20 protein-coding genes are annotated in these 26872 nt (G+C 61.1%); 9 read left to right on the forward strand and 11 right to left on the reverse strand.

Annotated features, from left to right (window positions below):
• Positions 1 to 219: 219 nt before the first annotated feature.
• On the forward strand, positions 220 to 1050 hold the full coding sequence (locus AADW18_RS18515; RefSeq protein WP_337344877.1) for a hypothetical protein: 831 nt from the start codon (positions 220 to 222) through the stop codon (positions 1048 to 1050).
• Positions 1047 to 1271: a hypothetical protein gene (locus AADW18_RS18520; protein WP_337344878.1), complete on the forward strand. Its 225-nt coding sequence runs from the start codon at positions 1047 to 1049 to the stop codon at positions 1269 to 1271. Before AADW18_RS18515 ends, AADW18_RS18520 begins: the two co-directional genes overlap by 4 nt.
• A gap of 880 nt (positions 1272 to 2151) precedes the next feature.
• Here the strand turns inward: AADW18_RS18520 and AADW18_RS18525 are convergent.
• The gene (locus tag AADW18_RS18525; protein ID WP_337344879.1) at positions 2152 to 3195 is read right to left on the reverse strand and encodes a hypothetical protein; all 1044 of its coding nucleotides are present in this window, start codon (positions 3193 to 3195) and stop codon (positions 2152 to 2154) included.
• 386 nt (positions 3196 to 3581) lie between these two features.
• Here AADW18_RS18525 and AADW18_RS18530 point away from each other — a divergent pair, with 386 nt between their 5' ends.
• From AADW18_RS18530 to AADW18_RS18540, 3 genes are all read left to right on the forward strand, one after another.
• Positions 3582 to 4880 (forward strand): Nramp family divalent metal transporter, encoded by a 1299-nt coding sequence (locus AADW18_RS18530; protein ID WP_337344880.1) that lies wholly within the window; start codon positions 3582 to 3584, stop codon positions 4878 to 4880.
• Between the two features lie 484 nt (positions 4881 to 5364).
• The gene (locus AADW18_RS18535; protein WP_337344881.1) at positions 5365 to 6018 is read left to right on the forward strand and encodes a TetR/AcrR family transcriptional regulator; all 654 of its coding nucleotides are present in this window, start codon (positions 5365 to 5367) and stop codon (positions 6016 to 6018) included.
• 235 nt (positions 6019 to 6253) lie between these two features.
• Entirely contained in the window at positions 6254 to 6766 is a 513-nt protein-coding gene (locus AADW18_RS18540; protein ID WP_337344882.1) for a HupB, read from the forward strand.
• A gap of 238 nt (positions 6767 to 7004) precedes the next feature.
• Here the strand turns inward: AADW18_RS18540 and AADW18_RS18545 are convergent, their stop codons facing one another.
• The 7 genes from AADW18_RS18545 to AADW18_RS18575 all read right to left on the reverse strand — a co-directional run bounded on the left by AADW18_RS18545 (position 7005) and on the right by AADW18_RS18575 (position 13941).
• Entirely contained in the window at positions 7005 to 7460 is a 456-nt protein-coding gene (locus tag AADW18_RS18545; protein ID WP_337344883.1) for a hypothetical protein, read from the reverse strand.
• Positions 7460 to 7663 (reverse strand): PspC domain-containing protein, encoded by a 204-nt coding sequence (locus AADW18_RS18550; protein WP_337344884.1) that lies wholly within the window; start codon positions 7661 to 7663, stop codon positions 7460 to 7462. The genes AADW18_RS18545 and AADW18_RS18550 overlap by 1 nt, the downstream gene beginning before the upstream one ends.
• Before the next feature lie 328 nt (positions 7664 to 7991).
• Complete coding sequence (locus tag AADW18_RS18555) at positions 7992 to 8378, reverse strand: DUF5329 domain-containing protein (RefSeq protein WP_337344885.1); 387 nt, start codon at positions 8376 to 8378, stop codon at positions 7992 to 7994.
• 375 nt (positions 8379 to 8753) lie between these two features.
• Positions 8754 to 9824, reverse strand: a complete 1071-nt coding sequence (locus AADW18_RS18560) for a class III poly(R)-hydroxyalkanoic acid synthase subunit PhaC (RefSeq protein ID WP_337344886.1) — start codon at positions 9822 to 9824, stop codon at positions 8754 to 8756.
• Positions 9821 to 11269: a class III poly(R)-hydroxyalkanoic acid synthase subunit PhaE gene (gene phaE / locus AADW18_RS18565; protein WP_337344887.1), complete on the reverse strand. Its 1449-nt coding sequence runs from the start codon at positions 11267 to 11269 to the stop codon at positions 9821 to 9823. Before phaE ends, AADW18_RS18560 begins: the two co-directional genes overlap by 4 nt.
• 70 nt (positions 11270 to 11339) lie before the next feature.
• Positions 11340 to 11954: a CDP-diacylglycerol--serine O-phosphatidyltransferase gene (pssA, locus tag AADW18_RS18570; RefSeq protein WP_337344888.1), complete on the reverse strand. Its 615-nt coding sequence runs from the start codon at positions 11952 to 11954 to the stop codon at positions 11340 to 11342.
• Between the two features lie 145 nt (positions 11955 to 12099).
• Positions 12100 to 13941 carry a 3-hydroxybutyrate oligomer hydrolase family protein gene (locus tag AADW18_RS18575; protein ID WP_337344889.1) on the reverse strand — a complete coding sequence of 614 codons (1842 nt, stop codon included), beginning with the start codon at positions 13939 to 13941 and terminating at the stop codon, positions 12100 to 12102.
• Between the two features lie 135 nt (positions 13942 to 14076).
• Between AADW18_RS18575 and AADW18_RS18580 the strand changes: the two genes are divergently transcribed.
• Together AADW18_RS18580 and AADW18_RS18585 are read left to right on the forward strand one after the other, a co-directional pair.
• Positions 14077 to 14841: a 3-hydroxybutyrate dehydrogenase gene (locus AADW18_RS18580; protein ID WP_337344890.1), complete on the forward strand. Its 765-nt coding sequence runs from the start codon at positions 14077 to 14079 to the stop codon at positions 14839 to 14841.
• A gap of 139 nt (positions 14842 to 14980) precedes the next feature.
• Positions 14981 to 15646 carry a response regulator transcription factor gene (locus AADW18_RS18585; RefSeq protein ID WP_337344891.1) on the forward strand — a complete coding sequence of 222 codons (666 nt, stop codon included), beginning with the start codon at positions 14981 to 14983 and terminating at the stop codon, positions 15644 to 15646.
• 812 nt (positions 15647 to 16458) lie between these two features.
• Here the strand turns inward: AADW18_RS18585 and AADW18_RS18590 are convergent.
• The 3 genes from AADW18_RS18590 to AADW18_RS18600 form a co-directional block, all read right to left on the reverse strand.
• Positions 16459 to 16947, reverse strand: coding sequence for an 8-oxo-dGTP diphosphatase (locus tag AADW18_RS18590; RefSeq protein ID WP_337344892.1), 489 nt, complete (start codon positions 16945 to 16947; stop codon positions 16459 to 16461).
• A gap of 243 nt (positions 16948 to 17190) precedes the next feature.
• The gene (locus AADW18_RS18595) at positions 17191 to 20529 is read right to left on the reverse strand and encodes a PAS-domain containing protein (RefSeq protein ID WP_337344893.1); all 3339 of its coding nucleotides are present in this window, start codon (positions 20527 to 20529) and stop codon (positions 17191 to 17193) included.
• A 229-nt stretch (positions 20530 to 20758) separates the two neighbouring features.
• Positions 20759 to 22978, reverse strand: a complete 2220-nt coding sequence (locus AADW18_RS18600) for a TonB-dependent receptor (protein WP_337344894.1) — start codon at positions 22976 to 22978, stop codon at positions 20759 to 20761.
• A gap of 174 nt (positions 22979 to 23152) precedes the next feature.
• On the opposite strand from AADW18_RS18600, the gene AADW18_RS18605 reads away from it, so the two are divergent.
• Together AADW18_RS18605 and AADW18_RS18610 are read left to right on the forward strand one after the other, a co-directional pair.
• A complete protein-coding gene (locus AADW18_RS18605) occupies positions 23153 to 24556 on the forward strand; it encodes a GntP family permease (protein ID WP_337344895.1) in 1404 nt (467 codons plus the stop codon).
• Between the two features lie 193 nt (positions 24557 to 24749).
• Positions 24750 to 26618, forward strand: coding sequence for a DUF1800 domain-containing protein (locus AADW18_RS18610; protein WP_337344896.1), 1869 nt, complete (start codon positions 24750 to 24752; stop codon positions 26616 to 26618).
• Positions 26619 to 26872 lie beyond the last annotated feature (254 nt).

The raw sequence follows: 26872 nt of genomic DNA on the forward strand, positions 1-26872 counted from the left end.
ACAGTTTGCCCTGTAAGGCATTGAGCGAACCCGGAAAGAAGCGATGCAGGTTCCATGGCGGCCGCTCCACGGGGCCTCGCACGCCTCAAGGAAAAGCCCGAGCCTTGGCGAACCTGAGACAAAACCGCGCGCTCCCACGTCCTTAGCAAACTGGCGCGGACCATCAGAATGACCTAGGCTTCGCCGCAGGGGTATCCATTCTGATCGGGGGGATCGTGAATGACGATCGTCGTAGCTCTCAAAGTCGGAGACGGGCTAGTGCTGGGGGCCGATAGTGCGTCCACCCTTTTCACAGGGACCGACTATCACAATTCTTACTTCAATACAGAGAAGCTAATTCGGGTCGATGGCCTGCCAGTTGGCGCTCTTACGTTTGGATTAGGAGCGCTGAAGAATCGGTCTGTTTCCAGTTTAGCGAATGACTTAAAGATTCGGATTCAAAGCGAAGATCCAGACTGGAAGATCGACAGCGCAAACTACAAAATTGATGACGTTGTTGACCGATTCAAGCGGTACTACTACGACGATCTGTACCTCGCGGAGTTTGGTGCAGCTAAGGTAGGCCCTGACGATGACTTGGGTGCCGTAATGGGCTTCTTCGTGGGTGGCTTCGCTTCAGGTAGTGATAGTTCCGAGGTATGGCGGATCCTGCTGACCCAGCGCGGCTGCGACGTCACAAAGCTAATTGCGGCCGACACGCCTTGGGACTGCGTTTGGGAGGGAGCCAGAGAACCAATCCAGAGAATCCTCTGGGGATATTCGGACCAGATCTTGCAGAGATTGCTGGATGCTGGCGTGCAGCAGGACGTTGCTGATCAACTACTAGCCAGCATGGAGCCATTGATTAACGGCGCAATGCCTATTCAGGATGCCGTAGACTTCGTGGACTACCTAATTGGCGTAACGTGTGGGTATGTTCGGTTCGCGCCAGGCCATATGACGGTTGCCAAGCCAATAGATTTAGCGGCGATTACGAAGTACAACGGGTTCAAGTGGATCACACGGAAGCTCTATTACCCTGCTGCATTAAACATGGGAGCCCCCAAATGAACACTGTCAAGCGTGCCAACTTTAAGAGTGGAGATACCAGCTCTTCAAAGGTCAGAAGCGATACAGTAAAGGCTGTCCGACAACTCTCGGGTGAACAGATCAAGCGTTTAGAAGGCATCGTTAAACAAAGCTGGCCTAGGTATCAGGCATATCACGGTGTCTATAGCGAAGAAGACTTACCGGTTCAAGCCGAGTCCGCGCTTCGCCGCAAGCCCAAGTAAGTTCAAAAGCTGGCTCGGGACTATGGCAGTGCGCCGGTGGGTTCGACTCAGTAGACAGTGACGACGACGCAACCAATAGCTGGAACAGATGTCAGATCTACCTGCCCATTCGCTGCACGGCACTCATAGATGACACGCGGCGACTGCACCTCCATCGCCCGTGATTGTGCCTCGATAGAACGCATCTGTGCCGCGTGTAGATCCTGAGCACGTCGTTGTTCCGCACCTTGTCGATACCCATCTGAGAACCTCTCAGCGAAGTTCGGTTGCACAGGCACGGGTGGCGGCTGGACGTAAGCGGGAGTTGGTTTGTTGTAGTCAGGATTTGGTACACACAGCCCCTGCCCTGACCTTGCCACCGCTTGGCAGGCTGGGAGGTTGTAGTAGAAGCAATGGGCCTGCCCAAGGCTGCTGACGTAGCAAAATGGTGCCGTCGACTGAGCCATTGCGGCGGGCGCCACCATTATCAGCAGCAGAGATAGACGGCAGCGACCCATTGCTTTGACTCCAGGATTCCACCGAGATTCTAGACCACCGAGCGATCGTCTTGTGGGGGCATTTCTGGGGGCACTCTTAATCTTCTGCTTCCAATCTAGCCATTTTCCCCAGCGTTCTGTCAACTTTCGAGTCCCACCTTCGCACCAAACATCCAAAGCGCCCTTTGTCGTCAACGACTTAGGGCGTTTTTGTTTGTGTTGCACCGATTGACAAGTCAGTTGCCAGAGGCGAGCTGAAGTCGGAATACGAAGGAGTCTGTGCTTCCTGGTCAGCAGCAGAGACGCTATCTGGAACCTCCCACAAGGAGCCATTACTGCACGTAGCAGATGGCGCATTGAGTGATTGCCCGAGAAGGTTCGACATCTCATGGCAACGCCAGCCGTCAATCAGCTGCTTCCCCATAAGGCAGTTCTTTGAGCACCTCGTCGCTCAACTCATCTTTCGCCCAGAAAATGTAGTCCAGCTCCAGGTATTGCTCGGCAAAATTGAGGATGTCCTCCACCGTATTCTTCCTGCCGGTCTTGGGATTGATCTGCCGAAGATTCCCGTCCTGCACCGCCATCCCTTTTACTAGCGCGCTGGGATACTCATTGAAGAACCCATAGGTCTGCGCCATGTGGCTTTTGCGATACGGCATGAGATCCGGGCCACCGATTCCCATTCCCAGCCTTTTGGCTTCGTCGAACAAACTACGCATATAGCCGTTGTCATCCCACGGCAGCCATTCGCCCGGCACGAAGTTCAGGTAGACCATGGGAATCGATCGGGTGAACGAGGCCGACAACACCCGCATGTTTTCCCGAACTGCGTCCACATAATCCTGTGGGTTGAAGTCGTCTGGGAAGATCGTGGTGCCATCCGCATTCTCAGTTCCGATGTCGATCGAGCTCTCGCTGAAGTTGATGCCGGCGATTTTTCCGTCAAATTCCTTTCCAAGCTGCTGAACCAACTTCTGATAGCGCTCGCGCACCGGCGGCTCCCACATCTTGGCGGACCAACCGTACTCGTCATCGGTAGCAGGCTTGTTCGGATCGCGCTCGGGGGCGCTCAGCATGCTCTGCTTGATGACGCCCCCTTTGTAGCGCGGATCATTCAGAAGGTAATCGGGAACGTTACGGCGAGGCGTGAAGGATTTGTCTTGCAGCTGAATCCATATCTTCTTTCCAATCGAATCCAGATAGGCGATGTCGTCTCTGATCGCACTGAAGTCATAGCGATTCTTGCTCGGCTCCAGAATCCGCCATGTATAGGCAATTTGTGCGCCGCTGAATCTGGCATCGCGTAATGATTCGTCCAGCTGGACGCCCTTTCCTTCCGGCCCCCGGCTGTGAAAGTAGACATAGTGCTTCGGTGAATTTTCAGCGGCATGAGAATTCCCGCTCGTCCCCACCAGCAAGAACAAGCACAACAGAAAAGCACATTTCATGTGACATCCACCTTCTTATCGAATACAACGCTCCACCGATCTTGGACAACGTGGACCGCCAATACAAGCGGCGCGGCGGCAGTTCGACTTCGCCGAGCGATTGTCGATTATTTCCATATCACCTTTTCCAATCTGCAGGAGCGACGAAAGTCGCGCCCTATCCGAATGGCCGATCGGCGTGTCCGATGGGAGGCGCTGCAGCACCTTCTTATAGCGAGCAGAGCGACCTCACCGCCCAACTGATTGCAGCTTACGTCGCTCCTGCAAAGGCGGCACTGGAAAGCAATGCTGACGATAAGCGCATGACCTTGCCCACGCCGCGTTGATCCGCCGGACTCTAATGTATTCGCCAATATGCCGGCGTATTTCCTGGTCACGAGGCACGCATGTTCCGGATAAAGAAAATTCCGCCTGCCGAACAGAAAACAACGCCGGGGAAGAAAGGATTTTTCCGCACCATCGGCAACGGCATCATCACGGGCGCGGCCGACGACGACCCGTCTGCCATTGGCACCTATGCCAGTGCCGGCGCCAAATATGGTTTCGCTTTTTTATGGATCGCGCCGGTACTGCTGCCAATGATGTACCTGGTGGTCTACCTTTCCGCCAAGCTGGGGCGCGTCTACGGCAAAGGGCTATTTGCGATCATCCGCGATAAGTACCCGCGGTGGATCCTGTACCCGACCATGCTCAATGCCTTCGCCGGCAACATCATTGAAGCAGCGGCGAACCTGGGCGGAATCGGCGCGGCGGTGAACCTCCTGGTGCCCGTACCCATCCCGGTGATAGTTGTGGCGACGGCGGCATCTATCTTTGTACTGCAGGTGTTCGGCTCGTACTACCTACTGCGGAAAATATTCCGATGGCTCGCCCTCGCGTTGTTCGCATACGTGGCAGCCGCCATTCTCGCCAAGCCCGACCCGATCGAAGTGCTAAGGGGTACGTTCATTCCCCGCTTCCGCTTCGATTCCGAATTTCTGTCTGTGCTGGTGGCGTGCATCGGGGCGTCGCTATCCGCCTACATCTTCACTTGGCAATCCAATCAGGAAGTGGAAGACCAGATCGCCATCGGACGCAGAAAGGCCTATCAGCGCAAAGGAGCCAGCGATAAAGAAATGCGGCGGACGCGACGCGACGTAATTGTCGGCATGGTGTTCTCCAACATCATTCTTTACTTCATCCTGCTTTCCACCGGCGCCACGTTGCACGCGTCGGGCCAGACCAGCGTCGAAACCGCTGCACAGGCGGCCGCCGCTCTGGAACCGGTCGCTGGCGAAGCCGCCAAGCTGCTGTTCGCGCTTGGGGTGGTCGGTGTGGGTTTCTTGGCGGTACCGGTCATGACTACGGGCGCGGCCTACGACTTGGTACAGGGCATAGGCGAGAAAGGCAGCCTGCACGCCAGGCTCAGCGAAGCCAAGCTCTTCTACACCACCATCGCGCTGGTCACCATCGTTGCCGTGCTTCTGAATTTTTTGGGTTTCAACCCCATGAAGGCGTTGGTGTGGTCAGGCATCGTGCAGGGCTTCACGGTGCCGCCATTACTCCTGTTGATGATGCTGATGACCAACGATCGTCAGGTCATGGGGCAACGCACCAATGGCCGTCTGACCAACCTCCTGGGCTGGGTAACTTTCGGCGCGACATTCTTGGCTGCGCTGTGCCTGGTCATTACGTCGGTGCTTTGATTCCCCTTGGTTTAGATCGAGACAACGGCGCACTTATCGATTATCGGAATAATTATTCGTTGATTCCTTGGAAAATCGGCTATCGGCGAAATATCCGAATAATCGATCACGCCAACACGAGCGTGGACGAGGAAAATCCCCGGATATGCGCGGCAATTACCGGTGAAGTCGCTCACGATGGTTATTTTATAACGTCTGGAACTGTGGATCTGTTAGCGCTAACTATAGGCCTGCACCTTGCTTAGACGCGCTCCAGTCCATATTGCGCGGCGCGCGCGTACTTCATTCTTCATCCGTGTGCGCGTGATCGATCGCACGAAAATCATCATTGAATATCCACGCTCTTCTCGCACAGCCAGCCTGGTTTTGCACAGGACTTGACTATGTTTTAGTTGTTTTTGGTAGATTGAGGCCGTGGCTAGTCCGCCATGAAAACCGGTACTGCAGAGTGAGCATTCAATCTGATTCGCGCGAAAACGTTTACATGAACATGGCATCAGGCAACTCGCCACGGACGCGACCGAATGTGGATCTCTGCAAACGTGGCGAAATGCGCGCCGAGCGCTTCCTCGATGCGGCAACCGAAGTCTTTGCGGAGAAGGGATACCAGCATGCGCGGCTCAGCGAGATCGTCGCGCGCGCGGGCGGCTCCCTGGCTACCCTGTACCGCATATTCGGCGACAAGGAAGGGCTGGCGCATGCCATCATCGAGCGACGCCTGGAAGCCCATACCGCGCTATTGCAAGACATGAACCTGTCCGGCTTGCCGCCGGAACAGGCGCTGCGCCGCGTGGCAATCCGCCTGGCCCGGATCATGGCGCAGGCGGAATCCCAGGTGGTCTATCGCATCGTGATAGGCGAAGGCCAATCCTTCCCCACCCTGCGCGATTGGTTCTTCGAAACCGCCGTCACCACGGCTCGCAAGACCTTGACCGATTACTTCCAGCAGGAAGTGGATGCCGGCCGTTTGCAATTGGCGTCGCCCAAAGCGGCTGCCGCCCAGTTTTATATGAGCCTGTTCGGCGACCAGATCGTACGGCTGGCCAGCGGCAACACCAATATCCCGGACCCGGAAACTTTGGAAAGCCGGGCCCTGGCCGCAGTGGACTTGTTCCTGCATGGCGCTTTGCCGCGCTGAAGCGATGAGCGGGCGACTTGCCCTCATGACCTTGCCTACTTTTACTGTTGTAGGAGCGCCGTCTCGGCGCGAGCTCTTTCTGTCAGATCGCGATAGACGATAGAAGTGACGAGCTCGCGCCGAGACGCCGCTCCTACAGAAAGCGTGCGGCACGGCTGTCGTTCGACGACGGTTTTCATTTGCCAATCACATCGTCGTTAGTAGCCTCCGGCTCATCACTGCCAGGAGAACGGTCATGCCCCGCGGCGACAAATCTGCCTACACCGACAAGCAAGAGCGGCAGGCCGAGCACATCGAAGAGAGCGAAAAGGAACAAGGCCGCTCGGAAGAAGACGCCGAACGAATCGCATGGGCGACTGTCAACAAGCAGGATGGCGGTGGCAAGCGATCCGGTTCTGGAGTCAAGAAGGCCGGCAAGAAAGCCGCGAAGAAATCGGCTAAGAAAGCTACCAAGAAGGCCGCGAAGAAAACCACGAAGAAGGCAGCTAAGAAGACTGCCAAGAAAGCCGGCAAGAAAGCCGCCAAAAAGTCGGCCAAGAAGGCCACGAAGAAGTCGCCGCGGAAACGTACAGCGAAGAAGGCGACGAAGAAAGCTGCTACCAAGAAGAGCACGAAGAAAGCCACGAAGAAGCGGGCAGCCAAGAAGTCGACGGCGAAAAAAGCGCCCGCGAAGAAATCAGCCAGAAAGAAAACTGCTGGCAGGAAGTCGGCGGCGAAGAAGTCTTCGGCCAGGAAGAAAGCAAGTTAGTTCGGAATTCGGTCGGCGAGACTATCTACCGCCGGCTAACGCGAAGCCGGGCTGTTTAAACCTTTCTTAGTTCCGGATACCCGTGCAAAGAGCAGCGGAGCAAGCTCCGCTCTACGTCAATCCGGACGACTTGTGGGAGCGACGTGAGTCGTGACGTTAATGTTTCCGGTCGCGACTCACGTCGCTCCACACCTCAAGAACGGCGCTCGGCGCACTTCGTTCTTACGCCCCCACAGACTCAGCGAACACCCGGCCACCAGCCGCGGCCTGTCAGCGCATATCGGTCGGCGGCGCGTTCGAACGGGTTGCGTACACTGACTCCGCCGCACAGCAGATACACCGGCAGGAACAGCGGCCCCAGCGCCATGTACTGATAGACGTGCGCGCGCTCATGGTCGCCGAGCCGGATGGGCGGGTGCTGGCAATGGCCAGCGCGGTGTTCGTAAGTGATGCAATCCGCATCCAACGAGCCACCGGTATGCAGGATGGTATTGCCGAAAGTGATCGCCCCGCCCGGCCCCCATGGCCAGTGATGGAATACCAGCGCCCAGTCGCGATGGCTCCAGTGCGCCTTCGCGCCAAATGCCAGTCCCGTGGTGCCAGCGATCAAGCCGATCAACGAATTGGGCAACGTCCAGAGCGCGCCCAGGCCGCGCACCAACCACAACCAGGGCAGCGGCGTGCTGGTGGACATCAATCCGCTTCGTTGGGCATCAGCAGCCACAGGATCAGGTAGACCAGGATGCCCGGGAATGCTGCCGAGGCTATCGAAACGATCACGAACACGACCCGCAGCAGCGTGGAGTTCCAGCCCAGGCGATGGGCGATGCCGCCGATCACGCCGGCGATCATGCGGTCATTCAACGAACGGGCGAAGGGTTTCTTGATGTCGTTCATGGACTAGGGCCTGTTAACGCTATTGGGATAGGTCACGTTGCCTCCCCGCCTCGCCAGGAGCTTGCGCGCGGCTGGAACAGGAGGCCAGCCTGTCGCGGCGCCGCGCGCAAGCTCCTGGCGAGGCGGGGAAGCAACCCGAAGAGCCTGCCCCGTACTTGATACGGGGGCCGCAACCCAGTGCGCGCGGGCCAGCGTCATCATTCGGGCATGTATCGACATACATTTCCTCATTCTTCCTTGCCCCGCACACACTGGATTGCGGCGTGGCCTATCCCAATAGCGTTAGCAGGCCCTAGCCCCCACAGTCGTCTTGCCGGAGTCTAGCGCGTCAGCGCGGGGGTGCGTCTGAACCGCGCAATCGCCGCAATTGTGCCTGGAACCACGACGCGGAGGATTGCTCGGCCTGCCCTGGACAGCGTACCCGGTACTCGCGGCCGCTCATGCTGCTCTCGCTGGCGGCGCGCTCAATGAATTGCTCAGCGGTGTCGGCCAGATTCTTTTTCAGCAGGTAATCGAACTTTCGCTGCAGATGCGATTTCGCGTCGGTGGCGTCATACCATCTTCCGTTGCGTTGGAATTCGCATTTCGAAGTGGACAGCGCGGCGATCAAAGCGTCTATTTCCTCCCTGGATTTTGGCGAGGGCGCTGCCGACGACATCGTTGGCAACAGTAGACCAAGGAAAATCAGCAGAAATTTTATGGGTGACAACTTCATTGCGTTTCCTTCCGGGTGTTACCTGCCAATCGTAGCGCAGTCGTCTCCACTCCTATTCGACGCCGTTTTGACGTAGCAGTGGGCGAATAGCAGGCGCTTCTCGTAGAGCGGAGCTTGCTCCGCTGCTCTTGGCGCTGCGGGTGCCGGTCGAAGAGCAGCCGAGCAAGCTCGGCTCTACATGGAGCAAAGGCTCAGTTCGAGCGCTTGCTCAGCCATTCATGGATGGCGGTGGGAACCTCGGGCTGGGCGCTAGATGCCGATGTGACGCCGTTGAAGCTCAGTTCTCGTAGAGCGGAGCTTGCTCCGCTGCTCTTGGCTCTGCGGGTGCCGATCGAAGAGCAGCCGAGCAAGCTCGGCTCTACATGGAGCAAAGGCTCAGTCCGAGCGCTTGCTCAGCCATTCGTGGATGGCGGTGGGAACTTCGCGCTGGGCACGGCCGGAGACGTAGATGCCGATGTGGCCGCCCTTGAAGCTCAGCTCGGTGTAATCGTCCGTGCCCGCCAGCCCGCGTAGCGCGCGCGAGGCATCGGGCGGTACCAAGTGGTCCTGTTCGGCATAGATATTCAACACCGGCATATCGACGTCACCCAAATGAACCGGACGGCCGCCGATATCGATCCCGCCGTTGATGAAGCCGTTGCCTTGATAGAACTGCTTGATGAACTGGCGGAAGGCTTCGCCCGCCAAATCGGGCGAATCGAAGATCCATTTCTCCATGCGCAGGAAATTCTCGATGGCCTGCTTATCGTCCAGTATGTCGACCAGCCCCACATATTTCTGCATGTTCAGGCGGAACGGCTTCAGCATCAGGTAGCAAGCATTCATCATGTCGGCCGGCACATTGCCCAGCGTGTCGACGAACAGGTCCACATCCATTTCGCGCGTCCAATGCGAGAGCATGTTGTCCGCGGTATGGAAATCCACCGGCGTCACCATGGTGATCAGGTTCTTGATCTTGTCCGGGTGAAGTGCCGAGTAGCACAAGGTAAACGTCCCGCCTTGGCAGACTCCGAGCAGATTGATCGCGTCCACGTCATGGACTTGGCGAAGATGATCCACTGCGCCGTCGATGAACCGCTCGATGTAATCCTCCAGGTTGAGGAAACGGTCGGAGCGGTCGGGATAACCCCAATCGACGATGTAGACGTCTTCGCCGCGGGCCAGAAGACCTTTGACCAGCGAGCGGTCGTCCTGCAGATCCACCATGTATGGGCGGTTGACCAGCGCGTACACGATCAGCAGCGGTACTTTAGCGGTGGGCGCTTTTTCGCCGATGAAGCGATACAGCACGGTCTTGCCGTCGCGCCAGACTTCCTGCTTGTGGCTGGCGCCGAAATGCACGTCTTCCACTTCCGGCAACGTGCGCAGCCCGGCGGAGAGTTTCTGCTGTATCTCCAGCGCTTCCCGCGCCAGCCCGTCGGGAGTGATGTCCAGTGGTCCGTTCATTTGCGGCTACTGCGCTTGGATTTGCTCTTGGCGACCGCACGCGACATGTCGGCTTTGCCGTTGGTCTTGGTGTTGCGCCCTACCCACTCTTTCATCGATACGACAGCTGAAGATGCCGGCGCTGTTTGCGAGGGCGCCATCTTCGCTGCGGTCTTCGTCGCTTGCTTCGTGGGGCGTGCTTTGGTCGAGCGTGCTTTCGTGGAGCGTGCCCTCGTGGGGCTTGCTTTTGTGGAGCCTGCTTTCGTAGAGCGTTCTGCCAGCGGTGCCGTGGCAGCTGCTTGGGCAGTTGTTTTCTTCGCCGCTGTTCGCTTCATCGCCGGCTTCTTCGCGGCTGGAGCGTTCCTGGTCGCTTTCTTGGTGGCGGCTTTCTTCTTCGTCGCTTTAGCGGCCTTGCCAGGCGCGCCCTGCTTCTTGGTGGCAACGGCAGCGCGCTTGGCGGCAAGCCTGCGGGACGCGTCCGGTTCCGCGGAAGCGGCGACAGGAGTCGCTGCTTCCGCTGGTTTCGATTGGCGTACTGGCGCGGCTTGCACGCCCCTGGAAGCAACAGGCTTGGCCTGACTCGTGCTTACCCTGCGCAGCGCGCGTTCGAGTTCCGCGATTTTGCGATGCGCTGAATCCACTTCAGTGCGCGTGGGCATGCCGAACAGACCGCAGACCTGCTCTACCTCGCGCTGAACCGCCAGGCGCAGGCGCATCTGCGCATTGGTCAAAGCACCGTAGACCTTGCGGAACTCCGGCGATAGCGCCGCTTCGGCATACGCCTGTTCGGCCACGTCGATCCACAGGTCGAACAACGCGCGCGCACTGTCGAGTTGGCGGCCAGGCTCGGCGCGGGCAGTCAATTGTTCTTCGAACATCTCGAAAGCGCGCTGCGCTGCTTTCATCATCAGCGCGTTGTATTCGTTCTGCTGGTGCTGGCATTCCTGCTGCGCTTGCGCCAGCTTCTGCCAACGTTCCTGATGCTCGCGTGCGGGTCCGAAGGTCGGTAGATGCAGCCAGCGCGCGCCTTGGTGCTGCATGGCGTCGAGATAGGGCTTGGCTTGTTCGATCCAGCCTTCTACGCCGTGCTGTCCATTGCCCTGCATGGCGCGAAAAATATCGGCGAAAGGATTGGCGCCGCCGTGCGCGCCGAGCGCCTGCCGCCATGCCTGGGCGATATCGGCGGGATTCTGGTCGCGCCCGGCGAACTGCGCGGCAACTTGCTGCATCTGGCCGAACCAGTCGCGCGCTTGCCGGCTGAAGCGCTCCACCGTGTCGTTGACCTGCACACTGCCGCCCGGCAATAACTGCGACCACCAGTCGACCGCCTGCTGCCACCCGGGGGCGGAAACGGGAGGCGGCGCATTGCCCATCGCGCCCTGCCGCAAGGCATCGCCCCAGAAATTCCAGTACTGCTTGGCCAGCGATTCAAAGTCGCCCTGCCAGGGTGGTGCGAAGTTCGCCATGTGTTCCTCCCGTCCCAGCCGATTTTAGCCGCGACGGACCCGCCGTGCATGACGCGCCGGGTTCAAGCGTTCATGGTTTGGGGATTCGCAGCGTCTTGCTGATCATCAAAGTGCCCGACACAGCATAGAACAGCACCAGTGGATGCAGCATCCATGGCCCCAACTTCAGCGCTCCGAGCCACAGTGCCGGGCCGATGTGCCCGAAATAGGCCGCCGCCGCCAACACCATGACCAGCACCAGGCTGGTAGGAATAGGCGTGCCCTCGAAGTATTTCACCTTGTCGTCATCTCCCGACAGGGACTCGGCGGTGACGTTGTAGCGCGCCAGCCGGCTGACGCCACAGGCGACGAAGTAGGACAGCACCAGCCAGTCCCAGCCGCCCTGCATGCCGCAGGCATAAGCCAGCGCCGCTGGCGCCACTCCGAACGATATGACATCGGCCAGCGAATCCAGCTCCCGTCCCAGCACCGAGGACTGGTTGCGCCAGCGTGCCACCCGCCCGTCCAGCGCGTCGAAGATGAAAGCCAGCGGGATCAGTGCCATGCCGATCATCAGGTCCCGCACCCCGCCTTCCTGCAGGAAACGCATCGACGCAAAGATCGCACCGGTGCCGCAGAACGCATTGGCCAACGTGAACCAGTCGGCCAATTGGAAGTCGCGGATCATCGAAAAATGTCGGGACATGGCTCAGGTACCGGACGGACAGAGCCTCAGAGTAAGCCCAGCTGTCGTGGATGTCGCGTATGCGGCAAAAGCCCTTGTAGGAGCGGCGTCTCGCCGCGAGCTCTTTGCTTCTGTCGCAATCTGATAAGAAGATCTGTGTTTTTCGCTACCGCGGAATCGCCAGTTGCGCCGCTTCCAGCTGACCGGTGCCGCGAGGCTTGGCCTCGATCACCGCATCGACCGGCAGCGTGGCCTTGCCATCCAGCAGCGCATCCACCCGGTCCAGCGCGGCGTAAACGTAGGGCAGCAAAGGTACGTAGCGCGCGCCATAGGCTGGCAGCGCCAGGAAACCATCGAAGTGCTGGGCATTGCGCACCTGCCAATAGCGGACATCGCGGCCGGCGGCCTTGGCCAGGGCCACGTAGGGAGTGCTGGTGAAAGCCGGTGGAATCAGTCCATCGTCGGTGCCATGGATAACGACCACCGGTAGTCCGGCGCGCGGCAATCCTGCGCGTGTCTCGGCAATTCCGCGCTGCACCCGCCGCGCGGCCTCGCTATCGCCGGTCTGCAACTCGCGCAGGCATTGCAGCCCCGGCAAGGTGAAATCGGGCGGTGCCAGCTTGGTGTCGACAATGCCCACGCCCGCGCTGGGCGGAATGCCGCTGCCGTCGGACCACCACGCACCGCGTTCGGCATCGGTGGCTGCGCGAGCGCTGAAATCGGCCTTCTGTGCAGCGAAAGCGTAACCACAGGGGTGCTCGCCAATACCGTAGCGTCCATAGGCGGAGGCATAGGTCACCGCGACCGCACGCCACAGATCGAATCCGACGCTCAGCGCGCCCGCGGTCAACGCAGCGTCCGTCCAGCCGCTGGCGCGCAGTTGCTCGTAGGCGGATTGCGCCTGCGCCTGGGTGGTGTTTCCTTCAACCAATCCCGCCGTCTTGAGCGCGGCGCAGCGGGCGGTCCACAGGGGTTCGGCCTGCGCGCGCAAGGGCGGCTGCGGCAGGCTGGCGGCCGGCAGGTGCAGTAACGCGCAGGGCATCAGCAATGCCGCCTCGGTGGTGTAGTCGTAAAGCGCGCGCGCGCCTGCTGCCTCTGCCAGGACGTTCGGCTCTCCCGCGACCACGGCGTCCAGCCAGTTTTTTTCCGTGCTTTTACCGTCCTGTTCCGCCGCGCGCAATACCGCGCCACCGCCGTTGGAGATACCCACCGCGATGACGCGGGTGTTGTCGAAACGGAATGGCGTCGCCTGTGGGAACGCGCGACCCAGTGCCGATAGCGCGAACTCCGCGGCCTGCTTCACGTGCCGGCCCCAGTCGGCTTCCGGATTGTCCTGGGAATGCGCGTGCTTTACGGCGACGCCACTGGCCGCCACCGGCGCATCAGGCATGAACGCCAGCTGTGCTTCGCCCAACGTGCCTACGGTGCCGTCTTCGCGTGGCGCCTGTTGCGTATCCAGATCGAAGTAGTCGGTACCGGCGCCCTTGTCCGTATAGACCACCGCGCAGCCCTTGGGCAATGCCCACGGCGCGGCAACTGCAATCGCGCCGTAGATGCCACGCGAACCAGAAGAGGCCGCCACTACCACGCAGCGCTTTTCCTGGTCGAAATTGTCCGGCACCTGGACCAGCACCCGGTGCGGCTGTCGAGCGCCTGGCAGCTTGGCCAGCGCAGAGAACTCTCGCCCAGGGATGAGCGCCAGGCTGCCATAGGCCTCGCCGTAGCGGCCGGTGGGCGACAGATCGGCGATGCCGCGCCAGTTGTTCCAGATCGCCCGGCGGCGCAATTCCTGCGCAGTGGGCTTGGTGGCATCGGCGAACGCCGGCGGGGTCATCGCGCGCAGGCCGTCCAGTCCCAACCCCGCGGTCAGCAGATCGTCGCTGCCACGGTGCTCGCTGATGCGTTGCGGTTCGATCATGGCATTGCCCGTGGGCAATTGCCGCTCGCCGCTGGTGCTGCAGCCGGCCAAGACGATCCCAAAGAACAACGCACATGGCAGTCGCAGCATTCCGTTTCGCCCAAGGTTCCGGTCAGTGACATGAAACTACCCGCTTGTTCAATCGCCGTCATCGTACTTTGGTACACCGATGCCGACACAGCGAATTGCTACGCTAGGGGCCTGTTGTCCTGAGGCTCCCCACGTATGCAGACGCACACCTTCCTGATTACCGGCGCCGCCAGCGGCATAGGTGCCGGCATTGCCGCGCAACTGGCCGAAGCCGGTCACCACGTCATCGTCAGCGATCTCAATGGCGAGGCCGCCGAAACGGTCGCATCGCAGATCCGCGCGGCTGGCGGCTCGGCCGAAGCCGTCGCTTTGGACGTGACCTCCGAAGACAGCGTCACCGCCGCGCTGGCCTCGATTTCCCGACCGGTGGACGTGCTGGTCAACAACGCCGGCCTGCAGCATGTCGCGCCGCTGGAAGACTTTCCCATGCAGAAGTGGGATTTCCTGGTGGAAGTGATGCTGGTCGGCGTGGCCCGACTGACCCGCGCGGTGTTGCCCGGCATGCGCAAGCGCGGCTTCGGCCGCATCATCAATATCGGCAGCATCCATGCGTTGGTCGCCAGCCCATTCAAGAGCGCGTACGTGGCAGCCAAGCATGGCCTGGTGGGTTTCTCCAAGGTGGTCGCGCTGGAAACCGCCGACACCGACGTCACCATCAACACCGTCTGTCCCAGCTACGTGAAGACGCCACTGGTGGACAAGCAAATCGCCGACCAAGCCCGCACACGCGGCATTCCGGAATCGGAAGTGATCAGCCAGATCATGCTCAAACCGATGCCCAAGGGAGTGTTCATCGAAATGGACGAACTGACCGGCATCACCGCTTTCCTGTCCTCCCCCGCCGCCCGCAACATCACCGGCCAGACGATCGTGGTGGATGGCGGGTGGACGGTGCAGTGAAAACCGGGAGTCGAAAATCGGAAAAGGAGAATCGGGAAAGCAAAAGGCAACGCTGTTCGCTTTGTTCTCGCGCTTGCGGCAATGCGTTCCTTCAATTCCCTCTTCCCCATTCCCTATTCCCCATTCCCGGCTCTTGACCATGCCCACCCTCCTGATCGCCGACGACCATCCGCTGTTCCGGGCCGCGCTACGCGGAGCGGCCAGCGACGCGGTGGCGCAGTTGTCGGTGCTGGAAGCCGAATCGTTGGATGGTGTGCTTGCCGCGCTGGAGTCGCACGACGACATCGATCTGGTGCTACTGGACCTGCATATGCCCGGCAACCATGGGCTGGCAGGACTGGCGGCTATCCGCGCGCAGTTTCCGGCGGTGGCGGTGGTGGTGGTGTCGGCCAACGACGATCCGCGCGTGGTGCGTCGGGCGTTGGATCACGGTGCGGCCGGCTATCTGCCCAAAAGCGCGGGGCTGGACGAACTGCGCGACGCCATTCGCAGCGTGCTGGCCTGCGAGCAATGGTTGCCGGCATCGTTGCGCGCCTCGGTGGCGCGCTCGCAATCGTCACAGCACGATGCCGACCTGGCGGCCCGCCTGGCCAGTCTGTCACCGCAGCAGTTCCGCGTGCTGAGCCTGGTCGCACAAGGTTTGCTCAATAAACAGATCGCCGATCGACTGGACGTGCAGGAGCGCACGGTGAAAGCACACCTGTCGGCGATTTTCGATCGCCTCGGCGTACGCAACCGCACCCAGGCCAGCGTGGTCCTGCGCGAGCTGGAACTTTCTGACCCGGCACGCCATCTCGAAAGCTAGCGCGCCCCAAAAGGAAACCTTGTAGGAGCGCCGTCTCGGCGCGAGCTCTTCGCGGCTGGCGCGATCTGACAGGAAGAGCTCGCGGCGGGACGCCGCTCCTACAAAAGGCGAAAGCGCCCTGAGCCGACAGTCGCGACGATGTCGAAAATCATGCTGGTCATTTTTTAGCCAACCCTCTTGACAGGCCCGTCCCGCAAGAGCGCTGCGGACTTATCCACACGTTTGTCGGCAAAGCATCCACACCTCTTGTGGACAAGAGCGGAGACGTGGCGTCATCTCCATTTCGCGAAAGCAAAAATTGAATGGCTAATTTTTAGCCATTTCGCTTGACACGCTTGTGGCGTAAGGCGCGCACGCGGTTATCCACATCTTTGCACAGCATCCGTCCACACCCTCTGTGGAGAAACGGAGTCGCCCAGGCCGATGGCCGGTAGAGCCATTCGCCCGTAGGAGCGGCGTCCCCGCCGCGAGCTCTTGCTATCAGATCGCGATAAACCGACTGAAGCCCCACTGTTTGTCATCTGGACGCGCTGCGGCGCGTTCCTGATCGTGTTCACTGGACGGCTATCGAGGCGCGGAGCGGCGTCCCCGCCGCGAGCTCTTGCTATCAGATCGCGATAAAACGACTGAAGCCCCACTGTTTGTCATCTGGACGCGCTGCGGCGCGTTCCTGATCGTGTTCACTGGACGGTTATCGAGGCGCGGAGCGGCGCCCGCAGCGAACTCTTCCTGTCGATCACGCGAGAAGCAAGAAGCTCGCGCCGAGACGGCGCTCCTACCAATGCGTTCGCTCCTGACGAGGTGGCGTTTCGCTATATGCGCGAATACGACCACGACACCATTCGGCCTTCGCGATACGGCATGACGCCGTGGAAAGCTCGCGAGTCTTCGTCGAACACCAGCGGCAGGAAGTGGCGGTCGCCATCCCACAGCGGCAGTTCCATGATCTTCTCCACCGGCACCCATTCCAGCGTGCCTTCCGGATTGCTGGTGTAGGGCGTGCCGGAATAAGCCGTGACAATGAAGATGAAACCCAGCCAGTCTTCGCCGCGCTTGCCGAAACCCGGCCAACTGATGGTGCCCCGCAGACTGAGCGCATCGCATTCGATGCCGGCTTCCTCGCGGATTTCGCGGCGCATGCCGGCCACTACGTCCTCGTCTGCTTCGATCTTGCCGCCCAGGCCGTTGTACTTGCCCAGATGCTGATCGTCGGCCCGCGCATTGCGATGGACCAACAGCACCTGCGAGCGATCGGGCGACAACACATAACCCAGGGTGGCGACGATGGGGGTGTAAGGCATCAGCGGTGTCTTTGGTGAATCTTGGGGAATTCTACGCGACACGCTTCCCCCGTAGGAGCGCCGTCTCGGCGCGAGCTCTTCCTGTCAGAAGCGCGTCCAGATGGCGAACAGTAGGCTCGGCCGCTCTTTGCTTATTGCTTATTGCTTATTGCTTATTGCTTATTGCTTATTGCTTATTGCTTATCGCCACTTGAGGGGAAGAGCTCGCGGCGGGACGCCGCTCCTACAAAAGCAAGACCGCTCCTACGAAACCACCAACCGCGCCGCCAGCAAACGATCCATCACCGACTTCAATGCCAGCGGCCGAATGGGTTTTGGCAGCAGCGATAGCTCTGCCTCGTGCACGGCGCGACGTACCGCTTCTGTCTGGTCAGCGGTCAGGATCAAGCAGGGACGCGCGCCAAAACGCTGCGACAGCCGTTGCATCAGGTGGACGCCGGTATCGCCGTCATCCAGGTGATAGTCGAACAGCCACAATTCCGCCGCGTGCAGCGACAGCGCGGCTTCGGCTTGCGCGCCACTCGTCGCTGTCGATACTTGGCACCCCCAGCCTTCCAGGACCTGGGTCAGCGCTGACAACGCCGCGACGTCGTTGTCCACCGCCAGCACGCGGCGGCCTCCTATGCCGGGCTTGATCGCCGCCAAAGTTGGCTTGCCCGCAGGTGCTGCGACCATCGGCAATTCCACCGCGAATTGAGAGCCCCGCCCTACCCGGCTACGCAACGACAGTGGCGCATCCAACAAATGAGCCATACGTTCGGCAATGGAAAGACCAAGCCCCAGACCCTGTCCACCCACGTTCTCGCCACGGCGGAATTCCTGGAAGATCACCTGTTGCTCCGCCACCCGGATGCCCGGGCCGGTATCCAGCACTTCCACCCGCAAGCGTTCGTTGCCGACACGGCGGACACCCAGCAGCACGCGGCCACGTTCGGTATAGCGCACCGCATTGGCGAGGAAGTTCTGCAGGATGCGACGCAGTAGTTGCGGGTCCGAGCGCGTCCACGCGCGCGTCGGCACAACCACGAATTCCAGTCCACGTTCGTCCGCCAACACGCGGAATTCCGACGCCAGCGGCTCCAGCACTTCAGCCAGCGGAAAATCCCGCAGTTCCGGCACCAAGCCGCCCGCTTCCAACCGCGACATATCCAGCAAGCCGGTGAGCAGATCGGTGGTGGAATCCAGTGCACCGCGAATCTGGTCCACGGAGTCGCGCTGCTGGCGATCTTGGAGTTGCTGCGTCAGCGCGTCGGTAAACAGGTGTGCCGCGTGCAATGGCTGCAACAGGTCGTGGCCGATGGCGGTCAGGAAGCGGCTCTTGGCGTCGTTGGCGTGTTCGGCATCGCGCTTGGCGGTTTCCAGCAGCGCGGTGCGGTCGGCGACGCGTTGCTCCAGTGTTTCATTGGCCTGCTTCAAGGCTTGTTCGGCGCGACGCGATGCGGTGACGTCGGTATAGGTGGCGACGAAGCCTCCGCCCGGCATCGGATTGCCACGGATCTCGACGATGCTGCCGTCGGGGAACACGCGTTCGGTCAGGTGCGGCGTGCCGGCCCGCATGAAGGCAAGCCGACGTTCCAGCGCACGTTCGTCATGCCCGCGGTGCGGCATGCGCTGCAACGCCCAGCGGGTCAGGTCGGCGATGGGACGGCCTACCTGCAGGAACTCGTCGGGAAAACCGAACATCTCCGCATAGCGGCGATTCCATGCGACCAGTCGCTGCTCTCGATCAACCACGCTGATGCCCTGACTCATGTTCTGCAGCGCCGCTTCCAGCACCTGCTGATTGAAACGCAGGTCCTGCGAGACTTCGCCGACGATGGCGGCCACTGTTTCCAGATCACCGCTTTCGCGACGCGCCGCATCCATCAGCAGCCGTGCAGACGCCGAACCCAGCACGGCCGACAGTTCGCGTTCCAATCGCGCTTCAATGGCGGATGGCACCGGACCACTGCGTGGCGCATCCGTCAGCAGTTCCTCGACGCGTTCGCGCGGCAGGAACCGGCGCCCGGCATCGCGCAACGTCTGCGCATCGAAACCGCGACTATCATGGCCGCGTGGCGCATGCCCTCGCCAGGCCGCAACCAGCAGCGTCACTGCCGTGCCGACAAACAGACTGACGCCGACCGCGCGCCCGAGGCGGCTCCACCCCGTCAATCCAAAGAAGCCGTTCGGCGACAGTATTGCGATGCCAAACGGACCTTCCTGCAGCCACTGTGGTGCGACACCGCGCGCGTCCATGGTCACCGGCAACAGCAGCAACCACGCCCATACGAGAAAGCCCGCCGCGATGCCGGCAATCACCGCGCGCGGCGGCGTTTGCTGACGCCAGATGGCGAAGCCCAGGGCCGGCGCCAACGTGGCCAACGCGGAGAACGACACCGCACCCACGTCCGCCAGCGCATCATTGCCGGCGATCAGGCGACTATAGGCCCAGGCCAAGAGCATCACCGCCGCGATACCGACACGGCGCTGGGTCAGTACCACGCCGCGCAAATCGCCGCCCCGGCTGCGCAACCAACCGCCGCGCAATAGTCCGGGTGCCAGCCAGTGATTGCCGATCATCAAGCTGAGTGTCAGCGTGCTGACCACCACCATGCCGGTGGCAGCGCTCAGCCCACCCAGGAAAGCGAGCAGCGCCAAACCCTCGTGTCCTTGCGCCAGCGGCAGCGCCAGCACGTACAAATCCGACGGCACTTCATCACCGAACATCGCACCGCCCGCGCGCGCCAATGGCAGCAACGGCAGCGCCATCAGCACCATGTACAGCGGAAAAAGCCAGCGCGCGGTGCGCACATGCTGCTCATCGCGGCACTCGACCACGCCGACATGGATCTGGTGCGGCAGCGTGAACATCGCCAGCACGCCCAGTACGACCAATGGCATGAAACCGTAAGTAGTCGAAGGCGCCACAGGCGCGGGCGGTTTCAATGGCAGGTCCGGCAATCCGAACCAGACGAACAGGCCCAGCGACAGCATCGCCGCCAGCTTGAATAGCGACTCGAAGGCCATCGCCAGCACCAGCCCGCGGTTGTGCTCCGCCGCACTGGCACGACGCGTGCCGAACAACATGGCAAACAAGGCCATCGCGATGGCCACGTACAGCGCGCTGTCCTGCCAGGCGGGCAAATGGTCGCTGCCAGCCGAACGCGTCAGCAATGCAAAACTCATCGCCACCGCTTTCAGCTGCAACGCGATATACGGAATCAGTCCCAGCGCGGCCACCAGCGTAACGGTCGCCGCCAGCCAGCCATCCTTGCCCAAACGCGTGGCGATCAGATCGGCCAGCGAGGTGGCGTTGGATTCGCGCGCCATCCGCACCAGCCGGACCAGCAGAAAAGCGCCGAACGCATACAACAGGATGGTGCCGACGAAAGTGGGTGGCAGCGGCCAGCCATAGCGCGCGGCCTGCGTCACCGTGCCGAAGAACGTCCACGACGTGCAGTACACCGCCAGCGACAAGGCGTAGACATAAGGCCACTGAATGGCCAACACGCGCGGATGCCGCTCGGCGTACAGAGCGGAGCCGAACAGCAGGCCGAGCCATAACAGCGCCGCTAGTACGACGATGCCGACACTCAGCATGTGGCACCCGTAGCGTGCGCTGTGCACGCAGCCATGCGATCTCGGCTCATGCGCACAGCGCACGCTGCGTAGAAACAGGAATAGTCCCCTTTGAAAAAGGGGGCGGGCGCCCGCAACGCGGGCGACGGGGGATTTGCTTTTCGCGGCCACGCCATGGCGGGAGCATAACGCAGCAGCGGCGGGCTTCCGCCCACCGCTGCTGTCTTTCCCATTACCGCAGCTAACCCGCTCAGAAGTTGTAGCGCGCCGTCAGGGTGTACTGGCGCGGCGGACCGTAGAAACCGGTCAGTACGCCGTAGGAAGCGATGTTGTAGCCAGTGGTCCGGTATTCCTCATCGGCCAGGTTGGTGCCCTGCAACGAGAACGTCCAGGCGTCGTTGGCCTGCCAGATCACGCCCGCACTAACCAGTCCATAGCCGTCCTGCTTGATCGCCGGACTGAGGTCGGTGGTAGGCCACACTTCCGACTGATAGGAATAGCCAACGCGTGCCGACAGATTGCCGCCGTTGGCCAGGTCGGTGCGATATTCCACGTTCAGCGCACCGGAGAATTCCGGAGCGTTGGTGAACTTCTGTGTGTCGGCGACGTTGACGCCGGCGGTCATGAATTCGTCGTACTCCGCATCCAGCCACGCCAGGTTGCCGCTGATCAGCCAGTTCTGCGTGGGCAGGAACTGGTACTCGACTTCCAGGCCCTGCACCGTGCCCTTGCCGGCGTTGGTGAAATCGCCGAAGAAGCTCTGGCTGCCATTGGGCAGGGTGTACGAGGTGAACACCGACAGTTGGATGTCTTCGTACTTGTTGTAGAAGTACGCCAGGTTCAAGAACATCCGCTGGTCCAGGAACGACATCTTGCTGCCGATCTCGAAGCTGTCGACCTTCTCGTCGTCGAATGGTTCGCCCGAACGCGGCACCGCGGTGGTGTTGGCACGGATGTTGTAGCCGCCCGACTTGAAACCGCGCGACGCCGATCCGTAGGCCATGATGTCCGGGGTGATCTGGTAATCCAGCGAGACCTTCGGCGAGACGTTCTTGAAATTGACCGTCTTGTCGAAATTGGCCGCCGTGCCCCATGACGTGCCGTAGCTCAGATCGGTGTAGAAGCGATTCAACGCGACGGCATGCTTGTCTTCATCGGTGTAGCGCGCGCCCACGTCCAGCTTGAGCCGGTCGGTCAGATCGAACGTCCAATCCGCATATGCCGCGATGCTTTTGGTGTTGACGTAGCCTTGGGTGTCGCCGAACAACGGGTTGGTCAGGCCGGTAGCCAGCAGCGGGTTGTAGAAGTGGTTCAGCACCTGGCCGCCGGCGTCGCCGTTGAACCAGAACACGCCCATGACGCCGCGGGCGCGGCCACCGCCATCGAAGTTGGCCTGCAGTTCCTGGCTGACCTGGCTATCGCTATAGAACGCGCGCACATCCACCAGCGTCAGCGGCGTGGTGTCGAAATCGATGTTCGTCTCGGTATCGGATTCGCGCTTGGCGATGACGTACTTGAACGCCCAGTCCTCGCTCGCGCGCCAGTTGACCGTGGCGGAAGCGCCTTTCATCTCGGTGTCGTTGATGTTCTTCATGCCGCTGCGGATGTCGTAGCGGTCGTCGGTCGGCGGATACGCCGGCGCCAGCGGATTTGGCGCCAGCATCTTGGCGCCGCGCACGCCGGATTGGTCGTCCATCCAGTCCACGGCGAACTGCACATCGAAATCGTCACCGGCATAGGCGCCCAACTGGAAGCGCGCGGCGTTGATTTCCTTGTCGCTGACGTCCTGGCCGGTAAAGGTGTTTTCACCGAAGCCATCGCGATTCATGCTGGCCACCGATACGCGTCCACGCAGCCCGCTGTCCGCGCCGCCGATGGGCCCGCCCAACGCCGCCTTGGCATCCAGCTGGTTGTAATTGCCGACCGTGATCGAAGCGAAGCCTTCCATCTCTTTCGGCAAGCCGCGCGAGATGTACTTGATGGCGCCGCCGATGGTGTTCTTGCCGTACAGCGTGCCTTGCGGGCCGCGCAGCACTTCGATGCGGCCGACATCGAATACATCCAGCAAGGCACCCTGCGGACGTGCGATGTAGACATCGTCCAGGTAAATGCCCACGCCCGGGTCCACGCCCCAAAGCGGATCGGCCTGGCCAACGCCGCGGATGTAAGCGGTCACGGTGCTGGTGGACCCGCGTGCGGCGTAGATGGTCAGGTTAGGTACCTGCGCATCCAGATCGGCCAGGTCTTCAATGTTCAACTTGTCCAGGGTCTCCGGCGTGAACGCGGTCACCGCGACCGGCACGTCCTGCAGCGTTTCCTCGCGCTTGCGCGCGGTGACGGTAACCGCGTCCAGGGTCGTGGCTCTGGTGGCTGGCGTATCACTGGTCCCACCCGCGGTGTCCTGCGCCCACGCTGCCGCTGGTGCCAGCAGTACACAACCGATCGCCAAGCTAAGGTGCTTGCGCTTCATAAGGTCTCCCCTCCTCCCGGGTACGACATGACGGCGGCCAGATGGCCGATTTCGCAGCCAAGGCTAGTGACTGCCATCACTGCGGACACTTGTACCTTCGTACAGTGGGCCTGCACCGCCTGCGCTACCGATACTCGCCGCATCTTGAGCCAGGCGCGAGCCGGGGATCCGTTGATGTCTTTCCTGATTGTGCTGGCCGCGCTGTGCTTTTTGATGTTCGTGGCCTACCGCGGCTACAGCGTGATCCTGTTCGCGCCCATCGCCGCATTGGGCGCGGTGTTGCTGACCGATCCTTCGCTGGTCGCGCCGATGTTCACCGGCCTTTTCATGGACAAGATGGTGGGCTTTTTGAAGCTGTATTTCCCGGTGTTTTTGCTGGGTGCGGTGTTCGGCAAGCTGATCGAGATCTCTGGTTTCTCTAAGTCGATTGTCGCCGCCACCATCCAGGTCGTGGGCCGGCAGCGCGCCATGCTGTCCATCGTGCTGGTATGCGCCTTGCTGACCTACGGTGGTGTGTCGCTGTTCGTGGTGGTGTTCGCGGTGTACCCGTTCGCGGCCGAACTGTTCCGCCAAAGCGACATCCCCAAGCGGCTGGTCCCCGGCACGATCGCCCTTGGCGCCTTCACGTTCACCATGGATGCGCTGCCCGGCACGCCGCAGATCCAGAACATCATTCCCGCCTCGTTCTTCGGCACCACCGGTTGGGCCGCCCCGGTATTGGGCACGCTGGGAGCGGTATTCATCCTGATTCTGGGCATGAGCTATCTGGAATGGCGCCGCCGCGTTGCGCTGCGTGCCGGCGAAGGCTATGGCGATGAAAAAGAGTTGCGCAACGAACCCGAGCCTTTTCGTGGCGACAAGCTGATCCATCCGTTGATCGCGATCCTGCCGCTATTGCTCGTGGGCGTGGCGAATTTCGCCTTCACTCGCTGGATACCTGGCTTCTACGGCCCTACTCAATCCTTTGTGCCTGCGGTGATCGGCAATGCCGCACCGGTGGTGCAGGAAGTATCGAAAGTGGCGGCCATCTGGGCTGTGCAGGGCGCGTTGCTGGTCGGCATCCTGACGGTGATGCTGTTCGCCTGGAAACCGGTCTTCGCCAGTTTCGCCGAAGGCACCAAGAGCGCGATCGGCGGCGCGTTGCTGGCGTCGATGAATACCGCATCGGAATACGGATTCGGCGCGGTCATCGCTGCGCTGCCGGGCTTCCTGGTGGTCGCCAATGCCTTGCAGGCGATCCCCAATCCCTTGGTCAACGAAGCGATATCGGTCACCGCGCTGGCCGGCATCACCGGCTCGGCATCCGGCGGCATGAGCATCGCACTGGCGGCGATGGCCGAGAGCTTCATCGCCAACGCGCAGGCCGCCGGCATTCCGATGGACGTGTTGCATCGGGTAGCCGCCATGGCTTCGGGCGGCATGGACACCCTGCCCCATAACGGTGCGGTCATCACCTTGCTGGCGGTCACCGGCCTGACCCATCGCCAGTCGTACAAGGATGTTTTCGCCATCACCCTGATCAAGACGGCGGCGGTCTTCGTGATCATCGGCGTGTTCTATGCCACTGGCTGGGTTTGATGGCAGGCAGGATGCCATCGCTTTACCTCCCCTTTTTTTAAAAGGGAATCGAGAGGATATGGATCCGCCCGGACGGCTTGCCAGCACGTCAGGCTATCCCGACCAACGGATGAATAGCTTGTGCAGCCCGTCGCATTCATCGGCCGCGACTTAGCTAATACTCTGCGCTGATTGGGGAAATCAGGAATTCCAGATGGCGCGACGCCTCGTGAGCTTGCGGCGGACTATGTTCCGCGGCCGTTTCGATCGTTTGACCCGCAGAGAAACCGCAACCGGACAGGTGGTCAAACCGGTTACGTCCGCCCCGGCTCAGCCCAGCCTGGAGCAGCAGGTCCGCGAACGCCATCGCCGGCTGTATGGTTCGAAGAGCGGTGGCCGCGTCGCTCCAAAGGCCGTCGACGAGGCGGCAGCAGAAACCCAAGTCACCAGCCCTGAAGGAAAAATCAGCGCCGGCATGTCCCTGCCGCGCCTGGTCACCTTGCCGCGGCCTCCGTTCGCCGTGCAGGCACTCAACCATCTGAGCTATGGTGCCACGCCGACCACCATCGCCGAATTCAACGCGCTGGGCAGCACCGACCGGCAACGGCTGGCGAACTACGTAGATTGGCAACTGGACTGGGACAATATCAGCGACGCGGCGGTGGAGAGCCGGCTGACCTCAGCTGGTTACACGACGCTGGGAAAAAGCCTGACGCAGCTGTGGGCCGATCACATCGTCGCCGATCCCGAGAACGCCGTCCGCATGCGTCCGGCGACGGAAGTGCAACGCGCTGCCTATGTCCGCGCGGTGTATTCGCGCCGCCAGCTGCGCGAGGTGCTGGTCAACTTCTGGCACGATCACTTCAACGTGCTGGCGAATGAATTCAACACCGGCCCGGTCTACGCGCACTACGCCCGCGACGTCATCCGCGCGAATGCCAAAGGCAATTTCCGCGCGATGCTGGAAGCGGTGGCCAAGAGCACTGCGATGCTCTACTACCTGGACAACCTCAATAACTCCCGCTCCGGTCCCAACGAGAACTTCGCCCGCGAGCTGCTGGAGTTGCATACGTTTGGCGCGGAAAACTACTTGGGCTTCACCGATCCGTTCCAAGTGCCACCCTCGCCGGAAGACCCCAACTATCCCATCGGCTATACCGATATCGACGTGTACGAAACCTCGGCCGCTTTCACAGGCTGGTCGGCGAAGAACGGGCACTGGGAATTTCCTACCGAAAACGATGGCACGTTCGTCTACCGCCAGTCCTGGCACGATGCGGGGCCGAAATTCCTGCTGGGGATGCTGATCTATCCCGAGCAACCGGCCATGAAGGACGGCCGCGATGTGCTGGATCGCTTGGCCAGCCATCCGCGCGTCGCCAAGTTCATCTGCAAGAAGTTGATCCGCCGCTTCATCAGCGACACACCTTCGCAGCCGTTGATCGATAGCGCCGCTGCCGTCTTCCGCGCAAACTGGCAGAGCGCGAATCAGATAGAGCTGACGCTGCGCCATATCCTCAACTCCGACGACCTCTTCTACAGCTGGGGTCGCAAGAAACGCCGCCCGTTCGAGGCAACGGTCGCCGCCATGCGCGTATTGGGACATGACTGGACGCTGCGTCCCGGCCACGCCAAGAGCGATGAGTTCATGTGGCGGGCCGGCTTCACCGGACATCTGCCCTACAACTGGGCGGCGCCGAATGGTTTTCCGGATACCGGCATTGCGTGGTCGGGCTCCAACTCATACGCGATGACCTGGAAACTGCTGAACTGGCTGACAGAAACCACCGACGCCGATGTGCCGCTGAGTCCGATCCTGGCGACCAGCCGCAGCGGTGTGGCCTCGTGGACGGCCAATAATCTGGTGACCTTCTGGTGCCAGCGCATCCTGGGCTACCAGCCTGAAGCGACGCGCAAGCAGGTGTTGGTCAATTTCATGGCGCAAAACGGCGACCCCAACAGCTACGTGATTCTGGACAACGACGTCTGGCAGCAGAGCGATCTGAAGCGGCACTACAACCATCAGCGGCTGCGCAGCGTGGTGTCGCTGATCCTGATGTCCCCCGAATTCCTGAGCCGCTAGGGCCTATTAACGCTATTGGGATAAGCCACGCCGCAATCCAGTGCGTGCGGGGCAAGGAAGAATGAGGAAATGTATGTCGATACTTGCACGAATGATGACGCTGTCCCGCGCGCACAGGGTTGCGGCCGCCGTTTCAAGTACGGGGCAGGCCCTTCGGGTTGCTTCCCTGCCTCGCCAGGAGTCCGCTTTTGTAGGAGCGGCGTCCCGCCGCGAGCTCTTCTTGTCAGATTGCGGTAGAAGCGAAAGCTCGCGCC

It is taken from the genome of Pseudoxanthomonas sp. CCNWLY206-1 (assembly GCF_039710385.1).
Lineage (GTDB): Bacteria > Pseudomonadota > Gammaproteobacteria > Xanthomonadales > Xanthomonadaceae > Pseudoxanthomonas_A.

Excerpts from the sequence above, each read along its gene's own strand:
- AADW18_RS18515 (WP_337344877.1), top strand. The coding sequence starts at position 220 with ATGACGATCGTCGTAGCTCTCAAAGTCGGAGACGGGCTAGTGCTGGGG.
- AADW18_RS18560 (WP_337344886.1), bottom strand. The coding sequence starts at position 9,824 with ATGAACGGACCACTGGACATCACTCCCGACGGGCTGGCGCGGGAAGCG.
- AADW18_RS18610 (WP_337344896.1), top strand. The coding sequence starts at position 24,750 with ATGGCGCGACGCCTCGTGAGCTTGCGGCGGACTATGTTCCGCGGCCGT.
- AADW18_RS18590 (WP_337344892.1), bottom strand. The coding sequence starts at position 16,947 with ATGCCTTACACCCCCATCGTCGCCACCCTGGGTTATGTGTTGTCGCCC.
- pssA (WP_337344888.1), bottom strand. The coding sequence starts at position 11,954 with ATGTCCCGACATTTTTCGATGATCCGCGACTTCCAATTGGCCGACTGG.
- AADW18_RS18600 (WP_337344894.1), bottom strand. The coding sequence starts at position 22,978 with ATGAAGCGCAAGCACCTTAGCTTGGCGATCGGTTGTGTACTGCTGGCA.
- AADW18_RS18545 (WP_337344883.1), bottom strand. The coding sequence starts at position 7,460 with ATGTCCACCAGCACGCCGCTGCCCTGGTTGTGGTTGGTGCGCGGCCTG.
- AADW18_RS18530 (WP_337344880.1), top strand. The coding sequence starts at position 3,582 with ATGTTCCGGATAAAGAAAATTCCGCCTGCCGAACAGAAAACAACGCCG.
- AADW18_RS18585 (WP_337344891.1), top strand. The coding sequence starts at position 14,981 with ATGCCCACCCTCCTGATCGCCGACGACCATCCGCTGTTCCGGGCCGCG.
- AADW18_RS18540 (WP_337344882.1), top strand. The coding sequence starts at position 6,254 with ATGCCCCGCGGCGACAAATCTGCCTACACCGACAAGCAAGAGCGGCAG.
- AADW18_RS18525 (WP_337344879.1), bottom strand. The coding sequence starts at position 3,195 with ATGAAATGTGCTTTTCTGTTGTGCTTGTTCTTGCTGGTGGGGACGAGC.
- AADW18_RS18555 (WP_337344885.1), bottom strand. The coding sequence starts at position 8,378 with ATGAAGTTGTCACCCATAAAATTTCTGCTGATTTTCCTTGGTCTACTG.
- phaE (WP_337344887.1), bottom strand. The coding sequence starts at position 11,269 with ATGGCGAACTTCGCACCACCCTGGCAGGGCGACTTTGAATCGCTGGCC.
- AADW18_RS18535 (WP_337344881.1), top strand. The coding sequence starts at position 5,365 with ATGAACATGGCATCAGGCAACTCGCCACGGACGCGACCGAATGTGGAT.
- AADW18_RS18550 (WP_337344884.1), bottom strand. The coding sequence starts at position 7,663 with ATGAACGACATCAAGAAACCCTTCGCCCGTTCGTTGAATGACCGCATG.
- AADW18_RS18580 (WP_337344890.1), top strand. The coding sequence starts at position 14,077 with ATGCAGACGCACACCTTCCTGATTACCGGCGCCGCCAGCGGCATAGGT.
- AADW18_RS18605 (WP_337344895.1), top strand. The coding sequence starts at position 23,153 with ATGTCTTTCCTGATTGTGCTGGCCGCGCTGTGCTTTTTGATGTTCGTG.
- AADW18_RS18575 (WP_337344889.1), bottom strand. The coding sequence starts at position 13,941 with ATGCTGCGACTGCCATGTGCGTTGTTCTTTGGGATCGTCTTGGCCGGC.
- AADW18_RS18520 (WP_337344878.1), top strand. The coding sequence starts at position 1,047 with ATGAACACTGTCAAGCGTGCCAACTTTAAGAGTGGAGATACCAGCTCT.
- AADW18_RS18595 (WP_337344893.1), bottom strand. The coding sequence starts at position 20,529 with ATGCTGAGTGTCGGCATCGTCGTACTAGCGGCGCTGTTATGGCTCGGC.